The sequence below is a fragment of the Stenotrophomonas sp. S49 genome (assembly GCF_016624905.1).
In the GTDB taxonomy this organism is placed as follows: domain Bacteria; phylum Pseudomonadota; class Gammaproteobacteria; order Xanthomonadales; family Xanthomonadaceae; genus Stenotrophomonas.
The window spans coordinates 1-16,878 of the sequence record NZ_JACVUD010000093.1; the positions used below are offsets into that span (position 1 = coordinate 1).

Consider the following 16,878-nt stretch of genomic DNA (forward strand, 5'->3'; position numbering starts at 1 on the left):
CCGACCGCCTGGTTCGTAGCCAGGTACTCTATCCAACTGAGCTACGGGCGCGCGGTACACAATCAATTTGTTACATCATTTTACTGCATCTTCCAGCGGCGGATGCTGGAAGCCTGTCGAGTGGTGCGCCCGGAGAGATTCGAACTCCCGACCGCCTGGTTCGTAGCCAGGTACTCTATCCAACTGAGCTACGGGCGCGCTGTACACAATCAATTTGTTACATCATTTTACTGCATCTTCCAGCGGCGGATGCTGGAAGCCTGTCGAGTGGTGCGCCCGGAGAGATTCGAACTCCCGACCGCCTGGTTCGTAGCCAGGTACTCTATCCAACTGAGCTACGGGCGCGCGGTACACAATCAATTTGTTACATCATTTTACTGCATCTTCCAGCGGCGGATGCTGGAAGCCTGTCGAGTGGTGCGCCCGGAGAGATTCGAACTCCCGACCGCCTGGTTCGTAGCCAGGTACTCTATCCAACTGAGCTACGGGCGCCCTGCGACAGGAGCGGAATTATGCGGATGTCGGCGCCCGACGTCAACGCTTTTGTGAAAATTTTCATTCAACTGAATGAAAAAGCTTTCCGCCACAGCGTCCGGGGCCTTCATCCAGGCGAAGTGATCGGCACGCGTACCCAGTTCGTGCGCGGACAGCACGCGCACGCGTGAGGCCACATTCGGCAGCTTGGCCAGCAGCGCCTGCATCGAACCGAGCGGGGCGAACCAGTCATCGGCCATCAGCACCGCCTGCGCGGTGCCGTGGATGCGTCCCAGCTGCGCCTCCAGATCTTCGGCCATGCCGACGGCGGCGTAGCGGTTGTTCAGGCCCACCCGCGCCCAGTCGGCGATGAGCCCACGTGCTTCGGTGCCGCCAAAGCCGAGGCGGCGGCCGTGCAGTACGCCCTGGCGGCGCGCGATCCAGGGCAGGAAACGGTAGAACAGCGGCAGCAGCCACCCGCGCGGGGGCGGGAAGGCGCGCCAGAAGGGTGTGCCGCTGGCAGCCAGCCACAGGTGCTGGAAGCGATCCGGCACGCGGCCCGCATGCACGCAGGCCAGCTGCCCGCCCAGGCTGTGGCCGCCGATGATCCAGGGCACCAGCGTTGCTTCGTTGTCTTCGTGCTCCAGCACGGCCTGGCTGGCCGGCAGATCCTGTTCAAGAATCTCGCGGTAGCCCCAGTCCACCTTCCTGGAAGGGCGCAGCGAGCTGCTGCCATTGCCACGCCACTCGTGCAGGTACACCGCAATGCCGCGTGCGGCCAGCGCCTGCGCCAGCGGCAGGTAATGGCGCGCGGCCACGCCCAGTGCCGGCAGCCACAGCAGGCGGGCCAGCGGCTGCGGCGGTACGCAGGCGATGATCTCGTACTGGTGGCCATCGCCGCTCTGCACGGCGAACGTGCGTGGCGTCGCGCTCATGCGTGCGGCGCCGCGCCGAAGTGGTCCAGTACCAGCACCTCACTGCGGCCAGGCGCATAGCCCTGCTGCAGCCCGCGCGCCACGTAGTCGATGCCCGCTTCGCAGGCGTTGCCCAGGCTCAGGCCGTTGCACAGCTGCGCGGCGATGGCCGAGGCCAGCGTACAGCCGGTGCCGTGTGCATCCAGCGGCAATCGCGCATGGATGAATTCTTCACTGCTGACGCCGTCGAAATAGCGATCGACCACACGGTTGCCTTCCTGCAGATGGCCGCCCTTGAGCAGTACCGCGCCGGCGCCCAGGTCCAGCAGTGCCGCCGCCGCCTGTTCTGCCTGCGCGGCCTTGCCGATGCGGTGGCCGACCAGCAGTTCGGCTTCGGGGGTGTTCGGGGTGATCAGCGTGGCCAATGGGATCAGGCGTTCGCGCAGTGCCTGCAGCGCGCTGTCTTCCAGCAGGCGCGCGCCGCTGGTGGCGACCATCACCGGGTCCAGCACCACGTGGGCGGGGCGGCGTTGCTCAAGTACCTCGGCGACCGCGTTGATCACCTCGGCATTGGCCAGCATGCCGAGCTTCACCGCGTGGATGTCGAAATCATCGAAGCAGGCGTCCAGCTGCGCGCGCAGGAAGTCGACCGGCGGCACATGCACTGCGGTCACCCCGCGGGTGTTCTGCGCGGTCAGTGCGGCGATCACCGACAGGCCGTGCACGCGGTGGGCCGCAAAGGCTTTCAGATCGGCCTGGATGCCGGCGCCGCCGCCGGAATCGGAGCCGGCGATGGTCAGGGCGGAAACGGGCGTAGGGGGGCTCATGGGCTGATTGTGCCGTAGAAGCGGGTTCTCCGCGGCTTGTCACATTCACGCGAAATGCATCCACGCATGGCGTGGATCTACTGGGGATCTGACCCCATCAATGCCGCCAGCGCGCCCATTGCTGGTACACGACATAGACGATGCCGGTCAGGCCGGTCAGCAGCGCTGGGGCCAGCAACGCGTCGTACTGCCAGCGCATGAACAGCCAGGCGCCGATTACCCCGCCGGCCAGGAAGCCGCTGATGATCAGGCCGCTCAGGGTCAGCCGCCGCAGTTGCAGCGGCAGGCCGCGCAGCAGATGGCCCAGGCCGATGCCGAGGTCGGTGAACATGCCGCTCAGGTGTGTGGTGCGTACCACCGCGCCGCTGAAGGTGGTGGCCATGGCGTTCTGCAGGCCGCAGGCCATGGCCGCGGCCAGTGCGCCCCAGATCTGCTGTTGTTCAAACAGCGGAATGGCCACCAGCAGCAACATGGATTCGATCGCCAGCGCCACGCCGTAGCGTCGCCCCAGCTGCAGGGTGCTGTCCTGGATCAACAACCCGCTGAGCATGGCGCCCAGCGAGAAGGCGATCAGCAGGCCCCATAGATGACCCACCGCACGCCAGTCGCCCTGGGCCAGGGCGATGCCCAGCTGGCTGGTGCTGCCGGTCATGTGGCTGACCGCCTGGTGCTCGAAGCCCAGGAAGCCAACCACGTTGACCATGCCGGCCACGCACGAGAGCGCGACCGCGCCGATCCAGACCCAGGTGGGCAGGCGGATTCCCATGCCGCCGCCTCAGGGCGAGGACAGCTTGCCGCCGTTGAACTGCAGGTCGCTGAAGGCGTTGCTGGCCGGGTCGAACAGCGCGCCCCAGAACTGGCGACCGCCATCGCACACACGGATCGCTTCGCGGGCCGGATTCACGCTGCCATCGTCGGGCAGGTGGAACGCGTTGATGTAGATCAGCCGCTGCCCCGCGCTTTCAATGCCCACGTACTGGCGGTCGAAGTCCAGCACGTGCGGCACCTGTGCTTCCAGCGAGGGCAGTTTCGCCTCCAGCTGGTCCACCTGCTGCCGGCTGGGCGCCCAGTAACCCGTAACCCGACCGGCCTCGCGGCCGGGGCTGGGCCGCGAGCAGGTGTCCAGCACCTGCGCGGCGATGACCGGGCGGGTGACCACCCACGATTGGCCGGTGCGTTCGGCGGTGGGTACGCTGGCCGGCCCGCGCGTGGTGGTGCAGGCGCCGAGTGCGGTGGCGAGGGCGATCGCCACCGTGGGCAGCAACAGACGGGTGCAACGGTTCACAACACCTCCGAAGCGTAATCGGCCAGGCGCGAACGCTCGCCACGGCGCAGGGTGATGTGCGCGCTGTGCGGCCAGTTCTTGAAGCGGTCCACCGCGTAGGTCAGGCCCGAGGTGGTCTCGGTCAGGTACGGGGTGTCGATCTGTTCGACGTTGCCCAGGCAGACGATCTTGGTGCCGGGGCCGGCGCGGGTGATCAGGGTCTTCATCTGCTTGGGGGTGAGGTTCTGCGCCTCGTCCAGGATCAGATAACGTGACAGGAAGGTGCGGCCGCGCATGAAGTTCATCGAGCGGATCTTGATGCGGCTGGCCAGCAGGTCGTTGGTGGCCTGGCGGCCCCAGGTGCCGCCTTCCTGGTTGTGCGTGAGCACTTCCAGGTTGTCGGTCAGCGCGCCCATCCACGGCGTCATCTTTTCTTCTTCGGTGCCGGGCAGGAAGCCGATGTCCTCGCCCACGCTCACCGTGGCGCGGGTCATGATGATTTCGCGGTAGCGCTGCTGGTCCATGGTCTGGGCCAGGCCGGCGGCCAGCGCCAGCAGGGTCTTGCCGGTGCCGGCGGTGCCCAGCAGGGTGACGAAATCGATCTCCGGGTCCATCAGCGCGTTCAGTGCGAAATTCTGCTCGCGGTTGCGCGCGCTGATGCCCCACACGGCGTGGCTGCCGTGGCGGAAGTCATCGACCAGCGACAGCACCACCTTGCCGTCGCCGACCACGCGGCTGACGCGCAGTTCCACTTCGTCTTCGCCGGGCAGGTAGACGTACTGGTTCGGGTACCACTCCTCGCCATCCTGCGCCTGGATTTCGTAATGGGTGCGGCCCTTGTCGCTCCAGCTGCGCAGGTCTTCGCCGTGGCGCTTCCAGAAGTCTTCGGGCAGCTCGGTGGCGCCGGTGTACAGCAGGCTGAAATCGTCCAGCGCGCGATCGTTCTCGTAGTCCTCGGACACGATGCCGGCGATGGCCGCCTTGATGCGCAGGTTGATGTCCTTGGAAACGAACACCACCGGCAGGTCCGGGGTCTCTTCCTTCAGCGCCAGGATCGCGCCGAGGATCGCGTTGTCCGGAATGACCTTGCCGAAGCTCTTGCCGGCGTCGAAGTGGCTGGTCTGGAAGCGCAGCTTGCCGGCGCTCTGCTTGCCACGCAGCTGCAGCCCGTTCGGGCGCTGCAGCGGAATGCCGTCGGCCAGGTTGTCCAGGCCCGATTCCTGCACCAGCTCGTTGAGGAAGCGGCTTACCTGGCGCGCGTTGCGGCTTGCTTCGGAGGTTCCCTTCTTGCCGTTGTCCAGCTCTTCGATCACCTGCATGGGCAGGTAGACGTCGTGTTCCTCGAACTTGAACAGCGCGGTGGGATCATGCATCAGCACGTTGGTATCCAGCACGTAGATGCGCTTGCCTCGGGTCATCGTCGTTTCCTGGTTACGGACAGGGAAAAACCACCACAGCCTGCAGGGCAGGGTGGTGGCGGACAGAGTGGGCGATGGGACTCACTTGGTTTGGGCGGCCTTGAGTTCGGCGAGGACGGCATCGGCGTGGCCAGCAACCTTGACCTTGCGCCATGCCTGCACGATACGACTGTCGGGTGAAATCAGGAAGGTGCTGCGCTCGATGCCACGTACCTGCTTGCCGTACATGTTCTTCAGCTTGATCACGTCGAAGGCGCTGCACAGGGCTTCATCGCCATCGCTGACCAGCGGGAAGTTGAAACCCTGCTTGGCGCAGAAGTTGTCGTGCGACTTCACCGAATCGCGGGAGACGCCGAGCACGACCGCGCCGGCCTTCTTGAATTCGGGCAGCAGCGCGTTGAAGTCGATGCCTTCGGTGGTGCAGCCCGGGGTGCTGTCCTTGGGGTAGAAGTACAGCACCAGCCACTGGCCGGCGTAGTCGCCGAGGGTGGCGTGGTGGCCGCCGGACAGGGCCAGCGGCAGGGAAAGGGTGGTGCTGTCCAGGGTATCGCCGTTGTTCATGAGGTCCTTCTGTCGAGCCTGGGTTGTTTCTACGACAATTGCATGAAACGCCACGCGCCCGTGAGAGGCGCGCGAAGAATCAGAATTTCATCGGGTCCATGATCGCGTCCAGGTTCAAGTGGTCGCAGAATTCAAGGAAGTCATCGCGCAGCGCGGCGATGTGCATGTTGGCCGGCACGCCGATGGTCACCTGCGCGCTGAACATTTCAGCGCCGGTCTGCATGGCGCGGTAGCGCGTGCTCTGCAGGTTCTCGATGGTGATGCCCTGGCGGTCGAAGAAATCGGCCAGCTGGAACAGGATGCCCGGCTTGTCGGCGGCGATCACTTCCACGATGTAGGGCAGCAGGTTGGACTGCGCCTGCTTGGCGGCGGTGCGGTACCAGACCAGCTTCAGGCCTTCCTCGCGCTCCAGCCGGGTCAGCATGGCTTCCAGCTTGGCCACCGAATCCCAGGAGCCGGTGGCCAGCGCGGTCACCGAGACATCGCGGCCAACGGTGGCCAGGCGGGCGTCGACCAGATTGCAGCCACTGTCGGCGATGCGGCGGGTGACAGACAGCAGGGGGGACTCCGGATGCGTCGTATAGGCGTTGATCAGGAGGTGGTTTTCGCTCGGCGCGGGGCGCGGGGTGGTGTCGGTCAAGGCGATTCCGGGTAATGCTTGGGGTGAGTCTGAATGCCCGCCGGGGGGCGGGAATCCACCGGTGTCCAGCATACTTGCCCGTGGTTTCGCGCCGCAAGTAACATTCAGGTCGCCCCCGTCCAGTCGTGGCGGGCGTTTCCCTTCCCAGCCAAGAGCAGCACGTCCTTGTCCCTTTCCGGCCTCATCACTGCGCTGGCGACCCCGTTCCGGGCCGACGGCTCCCTCGATCCCGACGGTTGGCAGCGCCTGCTGCACCTGCAGCTGGAGGCGGGCGTCCAGGGCGTTGTCGTCGCTGGCTCCACCGGCGAAGCCGCCACCCTGTCCGATGCCGAGTACGACCAGCTGCTGGCCAGTGCGGTCGAGCGCATCGGCGGGCGCATTCCGGTCCTGGCCGGCACCGGCCTGTCCGGCACCGCCAAGACCATCGAACAGACCCGCCGCGCCGCTGCGCTGGGCGCCAGCCATGCGCTGGTGGTCACGCCGCCGTACGTGCGCCCGACCCAGGCCGGCCTGATCGCGCACTTCCGTGCCGTGGCCGACCACGGTGGCCTGCCGGTGGTGCTGTACAACGTGCCCGGCCGTACCGGCTGCGACATGCTGCCGGAGACCGTGGCCGAACTGGCCCGCCATCCGAACATCGTCGGCATCAAGGAAGCGGTGGGCAACACCGGCCGGGTGCAGGCGCTGCTGGCGCTGTCGGCCCCGGATTTCGCCGTACTGAGTGGCGATGACGGTACTGCCGCCCGCTCGATCCAGGCCGGCATGGATGGCCTGGTCTCGGTCGGCTCCAACGCGCTGCCGGGTGCCTACCGCCGCATGTGCGCGCTGGCTGCCGCCCACGACCATGAAGCCACCGAATCGTGGGATGGCCGCCTGCAGCCGTTCCACGATTTCTGTGGCGTCGAGCCCAACCCGATTCCGGTGAAGGCGCTGCTGCGCCGGATCGGCATCGGCCACGATCTGCGCCTGCCGCTGCTGCCGCTGTCGGCCGAGCACGCGCCGGCCGCCGACCACCTTGCCGGCGACATTGCCGCCCTTGAAGCCCTTTCCAGCCACTGACCTGTCGTCGTGGCCTGATCCAGGAGATCCACATGCGTCAATCCGTTTCCACTGTCCGCGTGCTGTCCTACGCCCTGCTTGCCGTCGCCGTTGCCGCCGGTACCACTGGTTGCTTCAAGCGCGGCGCCAAGGGCGATTACGCCCTGGCCCCGGAAATGCGTCCGCTGGAAGTGCCGCCGGACCTGAACCTGCCGGCCGGTGCTGGCAGCAACCAGATGCCGGTGCTGGGCGCAGCCCCGCAGCAGGCCGCCCCGATGGCCCCGGCTGCACCGGCCGCCGCTGCGGCGCCGGCTGTCAACAACACCGGCTTCATCGTGCCGGGCAGCAAGGATGAGGCCTTCACCAAGGTCGGCACGGCGCTGGAAGGCCTGGAAGGCGTGACCATCGCGACCCGTGCGCAGCTGCTGGGCTCGTACGACGTGGCCTACGAAGGCAGCAACTTCCTGGTGCGCGTGGTGGCCGTCGATGCCGGCGCATACATTTCGGCCGTCGACCCGCGTGGCCTGCCGGCCACCGCCGAAGCGCCGGTGAAGCTGATCGCCGCACTGAAGGCCAAGCTGGCCCAGTAAGCGCCAGTACCCGCGCCGGGTAGCGCCGGGCCATGCCCGGCGCGCGCGCAGCGCGGATCAGGTTCCGCCGGGTATGGCCCGGCGCTACCAATGAAAAGGGCGCCGTGGGCGCCCTTTTTCCTTGCAATCGCTGGCGCCTCAGCGCTCCAGCAGCTTCAGCTTGTCCGGCTTCCCGTCCCAGTCGCCGGCATCGGCGGGCGGGTCCTTGCGCACGGTCAGCACCGGCCACTCACGCGCCAGCTCGGCATTCAGGCCCACGAACACTTCCTGGCCGGCGGGCACATCGTCTTCGGGGAAGATCGCGTTGACCGGGCACTCCGGCTCACAGAGGGTGCAGTCGATGCACTCGTCCGGGTCGATCACCAGGAAGTTCGGGCCTTCGTGGAAACAATCCACGGGGCACACTTCCACGCAATCGGTGTGTTTGCACTTGATGCAGTTTTCGGTGACGACAAAGGGCATAAGGGGGGAGGCAGATCCGTCTTCAAGCGGACAATTCTAGAACAGGTTGACCGCGCGCGCTGCCGTTGCACGCTTCGGCGCGCTGAAACGCATCAATTGCCCGCTTGCTGCCGGTTGCCATCTGGCGCCATCCCGGCCCGCTTTGCCGCAGTGCACATTGCCAAGCCGCCGACCGCCCCGGCAGACTCGATGTCCATCGGTGGACATCTGGCGGGTAACAGTGCGGATCGCAGCGAAGGGCAGGGCATGAGCGTGTATCTGGGCATCGATGCCGGCACCCAGAGTGTGAAGGTACTGGCCTACGACGCGCAGGCACGGCAGGTGCTGGCGCAGCAGGCGCGGCCGTTGTCGCTGACCGCAACCGACGACGGCGGGCGCGAGCAGAACGCAGCCGATTGGGTGCAGGCGCTGGTGCAGGCCATCCAGGCGTTGCCGGGCAGCCTGCGCGCGCGGGTGCGCGGGCTTGCCGTTTCCGGCCAGCAGCATGGCTTCGTACCGCTGGGCGCGGACAACCGCGCGCTGGGGCCGGTGAAGTTGTGGTGCGACACCAGCAGCAGCGAGCAGTGCGCGCAGATCGTGTCGGCCATGGGCGGGGTGGCGGCCTGCATTGCCGAAACCGGCAACGACCTGCGCGTGGGCTACACCGCCTCCAAGCTGCGCTGGACCCGCCAGCACCGGCCGGAGGTCGATGCGGCACTGGACGGCATCGCGCTGCCCCATGATTACCTGAATCTGTGGCTGACCGGCCAGCGCTTCATGGAGGCCGGCGATGCCTCCGGTACCGGCTGGCTGGATGTGCGCCGGCGCAGCTGGTCGGCGCCGATGCTGGCCGCCACCGATGAGCGGCGCGATCTGGCCGGACTGCTGCCGCCGTTGGTCGCGCCGGACCAGGGGTTCACCCTGCTGCCCGCGGTGGCGGCGCTGCTGGGCCTGCCTGCCGACACCCGCGTGGCGGTCGGCGGTGGCGACAACATGATGGCGGCCATCGGCACCGGCGCGGTGCGCGAAGGGCGGCTGAGCATGAGCCTGGGCACGTCGGGCACCCTGTTTGGCTGGAGTGCCACGCCGCGCATCGATCCGCAGGGACGCTGGGCGGCGTTCTGCGCCTCCGACGGTGGCTGGCTGCCCTTGATCTGCACGATGAACTGCACGGTGGCCACCGGCCAGGCGGCCGCGCTGCTGGGGCAGTCGCCCGCGCAGTGCGAAGACCTGCTGGCGCAGAGCGCGCCCGGCGCCGACGGGCTGGTGATGCTGCCGTTCTTCAATGGCGAACGCAGCCCGGACCTGCCGTTGGCGCGCGGCGCCCTGCACGGACTGGACCTGCACAACCTGGGCCCGGCCAACCTCTATCGCGCTGCGATGGAAGGGGCCAGCTACAGCCTGCGCCTGGGCTACGACGCCCTGGTCGAGGGCGGGCTGCAGGGCCAGCGCCTGGTGCTGACTGGCGGCGGCGCCAACAGCCCCGGCTGGCGGCAGATGATCGCCGATCTGTTCCAGCTGCCCGTGGTCGTGCCCGTGCAGGCCGAAGGCGCCGCGTTCGGCGCTGCACTGCAGACGCTGTGGCTGTGCGAGGGGCAGGGCGGGGCACTGGCCGATCTGGTCGATGAGCACCTTCAGTTCGATGCCGGCCAGGCTGCGCAGCCCGATGCCGCGCGCGGCGCCCTGTACCAGGCCGGTTACCAGCGTTTCGTCCACCACCTGCAGGCACTGACGCCGTTGTTCCAGCAGCGCCTGCCCTGATCCCGAAGAAGGAAGCATCGTCCATGGCAACCCCGTTCCATGTTGGTCAGCGTGAGTACTTCCCCGGCATCGGTCGCATCCCCTTCGAGGGCCGCGACTCCGACAATCCCCTGGCCTTCAAGGTCTATGACGCGCAGCGGCAGATCGGCGGGCGCAGCATGGCCGAGCACCTGCGTTTCGCCGTGGCCTACTGGCACAGTTTCTGTGGCGCCGGCCAGGACCCGTTCGGGCCGGGCACCCGTGCCTACCCCTGGGACCAGGGCGATACGCCGCTGGCCCGGGCCGAAGCGCGCTGCGATGCCGCCTTCGAGTTCTTCACCAAGCTGGGCGTGCCGTACTGGTGCTTCCACGACGTGGACCTGGCGCCCGACGCCGACGACATCGGTGAGTACCGCGCCAACCTGGCGCACATGGTGGACCTGGCCGGACAGCGCCAGCAGCAGACCGGCATGAAGCTGCTGTGGGGCACGGCCAACCTGTTCTCGCACCCGCGCTACATGAATGGTGCGGCGACCAATCCGGACTTCGCCGTGGTGGCGCGCGCCGCCGTGCAGGTCAAGGCCGCGCTGGAAGCCACCGTGGCCCTGGGCGGCAGCAACTACGTGTTCTGGGGCGGCCGCGAAGGCTATGCCTGCCTGCTGAACACCGACATGAAGCGTGAGCAGGCCCACCTGGCGCGGTTCCTGGCAGTGGCACGCGACCACGGCCGCAGCATCGGCTTCGAAGGCACGTTCCTGATCGAGCCGAAGCCGATGGAGCCGATGCACCACCAGTACGATTTCGACAGCGCCACCGTGGTCGGCTTCCTGCGCCAGCATGGCCTGGATGCGGACTTCAAACTGAACATCGAAGCCAACCACGCCACGCTGTCCGGCCACACCTTCGCCCACGACCTGCAGGTGGCGGCCGATGCCGGGCTGCTGGGCAGCATCGATGCGAACCGGGGCAATCCGCAGAATGGCTGGGATACCGACCAGTTCCCGACCGACCTGTACGACACCGTCGGGGCGATGCTGGTGGTGCTGCGGCAGGGCGGGCTGGGCCATGGCGGGCTGAACTTCGATGCCAAGGTGCGGCGCGAATCAACCGACCCGCAGGATCTGTTCCTGGCCCACATCGGCGGCATGGACGCCTTCGCCCGCGGGCTGGAAGTGGCCCATGCGCTGCTCCAGCAGTCGCCGCTGGAACAGTGGCGGCGCGAGCGCTACGCCAGCTTCGACCAGGGCCCGGGCCAGGCGTTCGCGGCCGGCCAGCTGGGCCTGGATGCGCTGTGCGCGCTGGCCGAACAGAGCGGCCAGCCGCGCCAGCGTAGCGGACGGCAGGAAGCCTATGAGAACCTGCTGAACCAGTACCTGCTGCGCTGAGCAGCAGGCCCTTTCCCTTCGCGGATGAACCCATGTCCACAGCGATTCCTGCAAGCGCCGGCAGCCGCGGCGAAAACACCGCTTTCATCGTCCTGATCAGCTGCGTGGCCACCCTCGGTGGCTTCCTGTTCGGCTTCGACAGCGGGGTGATCAACGGTACGGTCGATGGCCTGCGCCAGGCATTCAATTCCAGCGAGGCAGCGCTGGGCTTCGAGGTGGCCTCGATGCTGCTGGGCTGCGCCATCGGTGCCTTCGTGGCCGGGCGTCTGGGTGACCTGCTGGGCCGCCGCAGCGTGCTGATCATTTCGGCGGTGCTGTTCCTGCTGTCGGCGCTGGGTGCTGGCGCAGCACATGCATCGTGGCTGTTCGTGGCCGCGCGCATGGTCGGCGGCTTCGCGGTGGGCGCGGCCAGCGTGATGTCGCCGGCCTACATTGCCGAAGTCGCCTCGGCGCGCTATCGCGGCAAGCTCGCCACCGTGCAGCAGATGGCGATCATCAGTGGCTTGTTTGCCGCCTTCCTGAGCAACTACCTGCTGGCACGCGCGGCCGGTGCGTCCACCGAGCCGCTGTGGCTAGGGCAGGAGGCCTGGCGCTGGATGTTCTGGATGCAGGCCATTCCCTCGCTGCTGTTCCTGGTGCTGCTGCTGACCATTCCCGAGAGCCCGCGTTTCCTGGTGGCAAAGGGTAGGCACGCGCAGGCCGAAGCGGTACTGGCCCGCCTGTACGGGTCGGCCGAAGCACGGGTGAAGCGCGGCGAGATCGAGGGCAGCCTGGCCCAGGACCAGCACCGGCCGACATTTGCCGACCTGAAGGACAAGGCCAGCGGCAAGCTGCGTGGCATCGTCTGGGTGGGCATCGGCCTGGCGGTGCTGCAGCAGCTGGTGGGCATCAACGTGGTGTTCTACTACGGGGCCGTGCTGTGGCAGGCGGTGGGCTTCTCGGAAAACGACGCGTTGCTGATCAACGTGCTGTCCGGCGCGCTCAGCATCGGCGCCTGCCTGGTGACGGTGCTGCTGATCGACCGGATCGGCCGCAAGCCGCTGCTGTGGATCGGCTCAGTGGGCATGGCGGTATCGCTGGCGCTGATGGTGGTGGCGTTCGCCAGTGGCAGCCTGGTGGACGGGCGCCTGCAGTTGTCCGATGGCATGGGCCGGCTGGCGCTGGTGGCGGCCAACGTCTACGTGGTGTTCTTCAACATGTCCTGGGGCCCGGTGATGTGGGTGATGCTGGGCGAAATGTTCCCGAACCAGATCCGCGGCTCGGCGCTGGCCGTGGCCGGTGCGGCGCAGTGGACATCGAACTTCGCCATCACCGTCACCTTCCCGATGCTGCTGGCCGGCATCGGCCTGGCTGGCGCATACGGCATCTACACCGTGGCCGCCTTCCTCTCCATCTTCTTCGTGGTCCGCTACGTTCGCGAAACCAAGGGCAAGGAACTGGAGCAGATGGAAGGCTGACGGGCTTTGGCTTCGGAGGCGCTGCGTTCGCGCCTCCCGTCTTCGTGGGGGAGGGGGCAGGCAAGCCGCCTTTCGACACATGGGAGGCGGACGCAGGTCTGCGCGTCGGGATTGAATGGGCTGCGGAGGAGCGGGGCTGTTCGTGCCGCCGCCGCGGGAAACTGTCAGGAGGGGGCGGGCCACCCTGGCCTGGACCGTTGGCGCCATGGATGGCGCCACCGAGCACCACGGATGGGCTTTGGCGTGTCCAGGCCAGGGTGGCCCGCCCCCTCGAACGCAGCAACAGGCAGGCGCTACAGCGACCAAGCGTCCGGAGCAGTGAACCCCGGAAAACAGAAAAGCCCGCACATTGGCGGGCTTTTTCGGTTCCTGCTGCGGCGACTGGTGCTCCCTAGGGGACTCGAACCCCTGTTTTAGCCTTGAGAGGGCCACGTCCTAACCACTAGACGAAGGGAGCATGTATGTCGCTGCCGAGGCAGGAGCGGTAGTATAGGTACCTCGATGCCAATGGGCAATCCCGAAACTTCAACCGGAAGCGCCAACATCATTTCCCCTGCTCCATCTCCGTTCAGCCTGCGCGTCATTCCGCGCGACCAGCACACGATCTCCCGCAAGGAGATCAGCCCGAACGCCCTGCGCGTGCTTTATCGCCTGCGCGATGCCGGTTTCGGCGCCTACCTCGTGGGCGGCGCAGTGCGCGACCTGCTGGTCAACGGCCAACCCAAGGATTTCGACGTGGCCACCGACGCCACGCCCGAACAGGTCAAGCAGTTGTTCCGCAACTGCCGCCTGATCGGCCGCCGTTTCCGCCTTGCCCACGTGGTCTTCGGCCGCGAGATCATCGAAGTGGCCACCTTCCGTGCCAACAGCGATGACGGCAGCGGCGACCGCGAAATGGAAAACGGCATGCTGGTGCGCGACAACGTCTACGGCACCATCGAAGACGACGCCGTGCGCCGCGATTTCACCTGCAACGCCCTGTACTACGCCATCGAGGATTTCTCGGTGCGCGATTACGTCGGCGGCTTCGAGGACGTGCAGGCACGCCTGATGAAGCTGATCGGCGATCCCGAACAGCGTTACCGCGAAGACCCCGTGCGCATGCTGCGCGCGGTGCGCCTGGCCGCCAAGCTCGGGTTCCAGATCGAACAGGGCACCGCCGCGCCCATCCCGCAGCTGGCTGGCCTGCTCAACGAAGCGGCCCCGGCACGTCTGTTCGAAGAGGTGCTGAAGCTGTTCCTGTCCGGGCACGGCGTGGCCAGTTTCGAAGGGCTGGAGCGCTACGGCCTGCTGGACGTGCTGTTCCCGGAAAGCGCCAAGGCGCTGAAGTCGAACCGTACCGGCGCATTGCGCCGCATGCTGGTGGAAGGCCTGGCCAACACCGATGCGCGCGTGGCCAACGACGAACCGGTCTCGCCTGCGTTCCTGTTCGCGCTGCTGCTGTGGCCGGCCTACTGCCGTGCCCAGGCCACCCTGCTCAAGCAGGGCGTGGCCCCGGAAGAAGCGCAGCGGCGCGCCGCCGACCGGGTCACGGTGCAGCAGCTGAGCACCATCGCCCTGCCGCGCCGGTTCTCGCTGCCGATGCAGGAAATCTGGCTGCTGCAGTCGCGCTTCAGTTCGCGCCAGCGCAAGCGCGTGTTCCGCACGCTGACCCATCCGCGCTTCCGTGCGGCCTTCGATTTCCTGTCGCTGCGCCAGGTGGCCTCGGCCGAGCACGAGGCCGATGTGCAGTTCTGGCGCGAGGCGCAGGCGCAGTCGGGCAACGAGCTGGAACACTCGCTCGATGCCATGCACGCCGAGGGCGGCGACGAAGAGGGCGCGGCGCCGCGCAAGCGTCGCCGTCGCCGCCGTCGCAGCGGTGGCCCGGGCGGCGCCGCCGAGTAAGTCATGGCCGTTGCATGGATAGGCCTGGGTGCCAACCTGGGCGATGCGGCGGGCACGGTCCGCGCGGCGATTGCCGCGCTGGACACGCTGGCCGGCACCCGCCTGCAGCGGGCGTCGCAGCTGTATGCCACCCCGGCCTGGGGCAACGAAGACCAGCCGCCGTTCGTCAATGCGGTGGCGGCCGTGGATACCGCGCTGGCGCCGCTGGACCTGCTGCAGGCCCTGCTGGCGCTGGAGCAGCGGTTCGGCCGGGTGCGCGACCCGGCCGTGCACTGGGGGCCGCGCGCGCTGGATCTGGACCTGCTGTTGTACGGCCAGCAGACCGTGGACGTGCCTGCGCTGCAGGTGCCGCATCCGTACCTGCACCAGCGCGCCTTCGTGCTGGTGCCGCTGGCGGAAATCGCGCCGGAACTGACCATTCCCGGCCATGGCAGCGTGCAGGACGCAGTGATGCGGGTCGATGCCTGCGGGATCGCGCCGATAGGGTGATAATGCCCGGGTTATCTCCCCCGGTTATCAGCACATGAGCACCCACGCAGACAGCAAGCCCTGGACCGTACCCGCGCTGGCCGAAGCCAAGCGCAATGGCCAGAAGCTGGTCATGTTGACCGCCTACGACGCAGGCTTTGCCCGCACTTTCGACGCCAATGGCGTGGACCTGATCCTGATCGGCGATTCGCTGGGCATGGTCGTGCAGGGCCACGATTCCACCCTGCCGGTGACCGTGGCGGACATGGTCTACCACACCCGTGCGGTGTCGCGCGTGCTGCAGCGGGCGCTGCTGGTGGCTGACCTGCCGTTCGGCGCCGATGCCACCCCGGAACGTGCGCTGGACGCCTCGCTGCAGCTGCTGCAGGCCGGTGCCGAGATGGTCAAGATCGAAGGTGCCGGCTTCAAGGTCGACATCGTGCGCTACCTGGTGGAGCGCGAGATTCCGGTGTGTTCGCACCTGGGTCTGACCCCGCAGTCGGTGCTGCGCCTGGGCGGCTTCAAGATCCAGGGCCGTGGCGATGCCGCGCGCCAGCTGGTGGAAGACGCAAAGGCCGTGGCCGCCGCCGGTGCCACCCTGATCGTGCTCGAATGCATGCCGACCCCGGTGGCGGCTGAAGTGACCGCCGCAGTGGACGTACCGACCATCGGCATTGGCGCCGGCCCGCATTGCGATGGCCAGGTGCTGGTGCTGCACGATTTCATCGGCCTGGACAGCGGCCACCGCCGTCCGAAGTTCGTCAAGGACTTCCTGGCCGAAGGCGGTTCGGTGGCCGGTGCCACCCGCGCCTACGCCGACGCCGTGCGCGACGGCAGCTTCCCCGGCGAACAGCACGCCTACGCCCAATGATCCAGACCTTCAACGAACTTGGCGCACTGCGCGAACAGATCGCCCAGTGGAAGCAGCAGGGCCTGCGCGTGGCGCTGGTGCCGACCATGGGCAACCTGCACGGCGGGCACCATTCGCTGGTGGCCCTGGCCCGGCAGTACGCCGACAAAGTGGTGGCCAGCATCTTCGTCAACCCGACCCAGTTCGGGCCGAACGAAGATTTCAGCCGCTACCCGCGCACGCCCGAGGCCGACGTGGCCGGGCTGGAGCAGGTCGGTTGCGATGCGGTGTGGCTGCCCAGCGTCGAGGCGATGTACCCGCTGGGCGTGGACAAGACCACGCAGATGCACGCCCCCGGCGTGAGCGAAGTGCTGGAAGGCGCCAGCCGCCCGGGCCACTTCGATGGCGTCTGCACGGTGGTGGCGCGCCTGTTCCTGCAGGTGCAGCCGGACGTCGCCGTGTTCGGCCGCAAGGACTACCAGCAGCTGGCGGTGATCAAGCAGATGGTGGCCGAGCTGTCCTTCCCGATCCAGATCGTCGGTGCCGAGATCGTGCGTGACGACGATGGCCTGGCCAAGAGCTCGCGCAACCAGTACCTGGATGCGCAGCAGCGACCGCTGGCCACCACGATCCACCGCACCCTGCTGGGCATGCGCGAAGGCTATGTGGCCGGGCACACGCGGGCGCAGATTGAAGCCGATGCCACCGCCGCACTGCAGGCTGCCGGCTTCCAGGTCGACTACGCGGTGCTGCGCACGCCGGAGCTGGCCGAACCGACCTTCGACGGCGGCGGCCGGGTGGCGCTGATTGCTGCCCGCCTGGGCAGCACACGGTTGATCGACAACCTGGAATTCTGAATTCCGCACGATGGGTAGCGGGGGGGGCGGGGGGCCGGCGCGCCCCCCGGGCCCGTCGGCGCGGAATGGG

At 67.5% G+C, this 16,878-nt stretch carries 17 protein-coding genes and 4 tRNA genes; 9 read left to right on the forward strand and 12 right to left on the reverse strand.

Annotated features, from left to right (window positions below; all coding sequences use genetic code 11):
- Positions 1-121: 121 nt before the first annotated feature.
- From IAE58_RS16655 to IAE58_RS16700, 10 genes are all read right to left on the reverse strand, one after another.
- A tRNA-Arg gene (locus tag IAE58_RS16655) sits at positions 122-198 on the reverse strand.
- Positions 199-268: 70 nt separating this feature from the next.
- Positions 269-345 (reverse strand) — tRNA-Arg (locus IAE58_RS16660).
- 70 nt (positions 346-415) lie between these two features.
- Positions 416-492 (reverse strand) — tRNA-Arg (locus IAE58_RS16665).
- Positions 483-1,409 carry an alpha/beta fold hydrolase gene (locus IAE58_RS16670; RefSeq protein ID WP_199934302.1) on the reverse strand — a complete coding sequence of 309 codons (927 nt, stop codon included), beginning with the start codon at positions 1,407-1,409 and terminating at the stop codon, positions 483-485. Before IAE58_RS16670 ends, IAE58_RS16665 begins: the two co-directional genes overlap by 10 nt.
- Positions 1,406-2,215, reverse strand: a complete 810-nt coding sequence (gene thiD / locus IAE58_RS16675) for a bifunctional hydroxymethylpyrimidine kinase/phosphomethylpyrimidine kinase (RefSeq protein WP_199934303.1) — start codon at positions 2,213-2,215, stop codon at positions 1,406-1,408. Before thiD ends, IAE58_RS16670 begins: the two co-directional genes overlap by 4 nt.
- 97 nt (positions 2,216-2,312) lie before the next feature.
- Complete coding sequence (locus tag IAE58_RS16680) at positions 2,313-2,981, reverse strand: YoaK family protein (protein WP_199934304.1); 669 nt, start codon at positions 2,979-2,981, stop codon at positions 2,313-2,315.
- Positions 2,982-2,990: 9 nt separating this feature from the next.
- Positions 2,991-3,500, reverse strand: a complete 510-nt coding sequence (locus IAE58_RS16685; RefSeq protein ID WP_199934305.1) for a hypothetical protein — start codon at positions 3,498-3,500, stop codon at positions 2,991-2,993.
- Entirely contained in the window at positions 3,497-4,897 is a 1,401-nt protein-coding gene (locus IAE58_RS16690; protein WP_108749260.1) for a PhoH family protein, read from the reverse strand. The genes IAE58_RS16685 and IAE58_RS16690 overlap by 4 nt, the downstream gene beginning before the upstream one ends.
- Positions 4,898-4,978: 81 nt before the next feature.
- Positions 4,979-5,458 (reverse strand): peroxiredoxin, encoded by a 480-nt coding sequence (locus tag IAE58_RS16695; RefSeq protein WP_108752764.1) that lies wholly within the window; start codon positions 5,456-5,458, stop codon positions 4,979-4,981.
- A 79-nt stretch (positions 5,459-5,537) separates the two neighbouring features.
- Complete coding sequence (locus IAE58_RS16700) at positions 5,538-6,098, reverse strand: glycine cleavage system protein R (RefSeq protein ID WP_005409051.1); 561 nt, start codon at positions 6,096-6,098, stop codon at positions 5,538-5,540.
- A 165-nt stretch (positions 6,099-6,263) separates the two neighbouring features.
- Between IAE58_RS16700 and dapA the strand changes: the two genes are divergently transcribed.
- Positions 6,264-7,157, forward strand: coding sequence for a 4-hydroxy-tetrahydrodipicolinate synthase (dapA, locus tag IAE58_RS16705; RefSeq protein ID WP_199934306.1), 894 nt, complete (start codon positions 6,264-6,266; stop codon positions 7,155-7,157).
- A 32-nt stretch (positions 7,158-7,189) separates the two neighbouring features.
- Positions 7,190-7,726: a hypothetical protein gene (locus IAE58_RS16710; protein ID WP_199934307.1), complete on the forward strand. Its 537-nt coding sequence runs from the start codon at positions 7,190-7,192 to the stop codon at positions 7,724-7,726.
- Between the two features lie 138 nt (positions 7,727-7,864).
- Here IAE58_RS16710 and fdxA read toward each other — a convergent pair whose 3' ends face one another.
- Positions 7,865-8,188 (reverse strand): ferredoxin FdxA, encoded by a 324-nt coding sequence (fdxA, locus tag IAE58_RS16715; RefSeq protein ID WP_108749264.1) that lies wholly within the window; start codon positions 8,186-8,188, stop codon positions 7,865-7,867.
- A gap of 246 nt (positions 8,189-8,434) precedes the next feature.
- Between fdxA and xylB the strand changes: the two genes are divergently transcribed.
- The 3 genes from xylB to IAE58_RS16730 are packed head-to-tail and all read left to right on the forward strand — an operon-like array spanning position 8,435 to position 12,749.
- On the forward strand, positions 8,435-9,928 hold the full coding sequence (xylB, locus tag IAE58_RS16720; RefSeq protein ID WP_199934313.1) for a xylulokinase: 1,494 nt from the start codon (positions 8,435-8,437) through the stop codon (positions 9,926-9,928).
- Positions 9,929-9,951: 23 nt separating this feature from the next.
- Positions 9,952-11,292, forward strand: coding sequence for a xylose isomerase (gene xylA / locus IAE58_RS16725; RefSeq protein ID WP_199934308.1), 1,341 nt, complete (start codon positions 9,952-9,954; stop codon positions 11,290-11,292).
- 32 nt (positions 11,293-11,324) lie between these two features.
- Positions 11,325-12,749: a sugar porter family MFS transporter gene (locus IAE58_RS16730; protein ID WP_199934309.1), complete on the forward strand. Its 1,425-nt coding sequence runs from the start codon at positions 11,325-11,327 to the stop codon at positions 12,747-12,749.
- A 382-nt stretch (positions 12,750-13,131) separates the two neighbouring features.
- On the opposite strand, the gene IAE58_RS16735 is transcribed toward IAE58_RS16730, so the two are convergent.
- Positions 13,132-13,206 (reverse strand) — tRNA-Glu (locus IAE58_RS16735).
- A gap of 50 nt (positions 13,207-13,256) precedes the next feature.
- Here IAE58_RS16735 and pcnB point away from each other — a divergent pair.
- From pcnB to panC, 4 genes are read left to right on the forward strand one after another with little or no spacing between them, the layout of a single operon-like run.
- Entirely contained in the window at positions 13,257-14,633 is a 1,377-nt protein-coding gene (gene pcnB / locus IAE58_RS16740) for a polynucleotide adenylyltransferase PcnB (RefSeq protein WP_199934310.1), read from the forward strand.
- 3 nt (positions 14,634-14,636) lie between these two features.
- The gene (gene folK / locus IAE58_RS16745) at positions 14,637-15,122 is read left to right on the forward strand and encodes a 2-amino-4-hydroxy-6-hydroxymethyldihydropteridine diphosphokinase (RefSeq protein WP_199934311.1); all 486 of its coding nucleotides are present in this window, start codon (positions 14,637-14,639) and stop codon (positions 15,120-15,122) included.
- A 34-nt stretch (positions 15,123-15,156) separates the two neighbouring features.
- Positions 15,157-15,972 carry a 3-methyl-2-oxobutanoate hydroxymethyltransferase gene (panB, locus tag IAE58_RS16750; protein ID WP_199934312.1) on the forward strand — a complete coding sequence of 272 codons (816 nt, stop codon included), beginning with the start codon at positions 15,157-15,159 and terminating at the stop codon, positions 15,970-15,972.
- A complete protein-coding gene (gene panC / locus IAE58_RS16755; protein WP_108755916.1) occupies positions 15,969-16,808 on the forward strand; it encodes a pantoate--beta-alanine ligase in 840 nt (279 codons plus the stop codon). Before panB ends, panC begins: the two co-directional genes overlap by 4 nt.
- Positions 16,809-16,878 lie beyond the last annotated feature (70 nt).

What these genes read in the sequence shown, in the direction of transcription:
- IAE58_RS16670 (WP_199934302.1), bottom strand. Translation starts at nt 1,409, where the DNA reads ATGAGCGCGACGCCACGCACGTTCGCCGTGCAGAGCGGCGATGGCCAC.
- thiD (WP_199934303.1), bottom strand. Translation starts at nt 2,215, where the DNA reads ATGAGCCCCCCTACGCCCGTTTCCGCCCTGACCATCGCCGGCTCCGAT.
- IAE58_RS16680 (WP_199934304.1), bottom strand. Translation starts at nt 2,981, where the DNA reads ATGGGAATCCGCCTGCCCACCTGGGTCTGGATCGGCGCGGTCGCGCTC.
- IAE58_RS16690 (WP_108749260.1), bottom strand. Translation starts at nt 4,897, where the DNA reads ATGACCCGAGGCAAGCGCATCTACGTGCTGGATACCAACGTGCTGATG.
- IAE58_RS16695 (WP_108752764.1), bottom strand. Translation starts at nt 5,458, where the DNA reads ATGAACAACGGCGATACCCTGGACAGCACCACCCTTTCCCTGCCGCTG.
- IAE58_RS16710 (WP_199934307.1), top strand. Translation starts at nt 7,190, where the DNA reads ATGCGTCAATCCGTTTCCACTGTCCGCGTGCTGTCCTACGCCCTGCTT.
- fdxA (WP_108749264.1), bottom strand. Translation starts at nt 8,188, where the DNA reads ATGCCCTTTGTCGTCACCGAAAACTGCATCAAGTGCAAACACACCGAT.
- xylB (WP_199934313.1), top strand. Translation starts at nt 8,435, where the DNA reads ATGAGCGTGTATCTGGGCATCGATGCCGGCACCCAGAGTGTGAAGGTA.
- xylA (WP_199934308.1), top strand. Translation starts at nt 9,952, where the DNA reads ATGGCAACCCCGTTCCATGTTGGTCAGCGTGAGTACTTCCCCGGCATC.
- IAE58_RS16730 (WP_199934309.1), top strand. Translation starts at nt 11,325, where the DNA reads ATGTCCACAGCGATTCCTGCAAGCGCCGGCAGCCGCGGCGAAAACACC.
- pcnB (WP_199934310.1), top strand. Translation starts at nt 13,257, where the DNA reads ATGGGCAATCCCGAAACTTCAACCGGAAGCGCCAACATCATTTCCCCT.
- folK (WP_199934311.1), top strand. Translation starts at nt 14,637, where the DNA reads ATGGCCGTTGCATGGATAGGCCTGGGTGCCAACCTGGGCGATGCGGCG.
- panB (WP_199934312.1), top strand. Translation starts at nt 15,157, where the DNA reads ATGAGCACCCACGCAGACAGCAAGCCCTGGACCGTACCCGCGCTGGCC.
- panC (WP_108755916.1), top strand. Translation starts at nt 15,969, where the DNA reads ATGATCCAGACCTTCAACGAACTTGGCGCACTGCGCGAACAGATCGCC.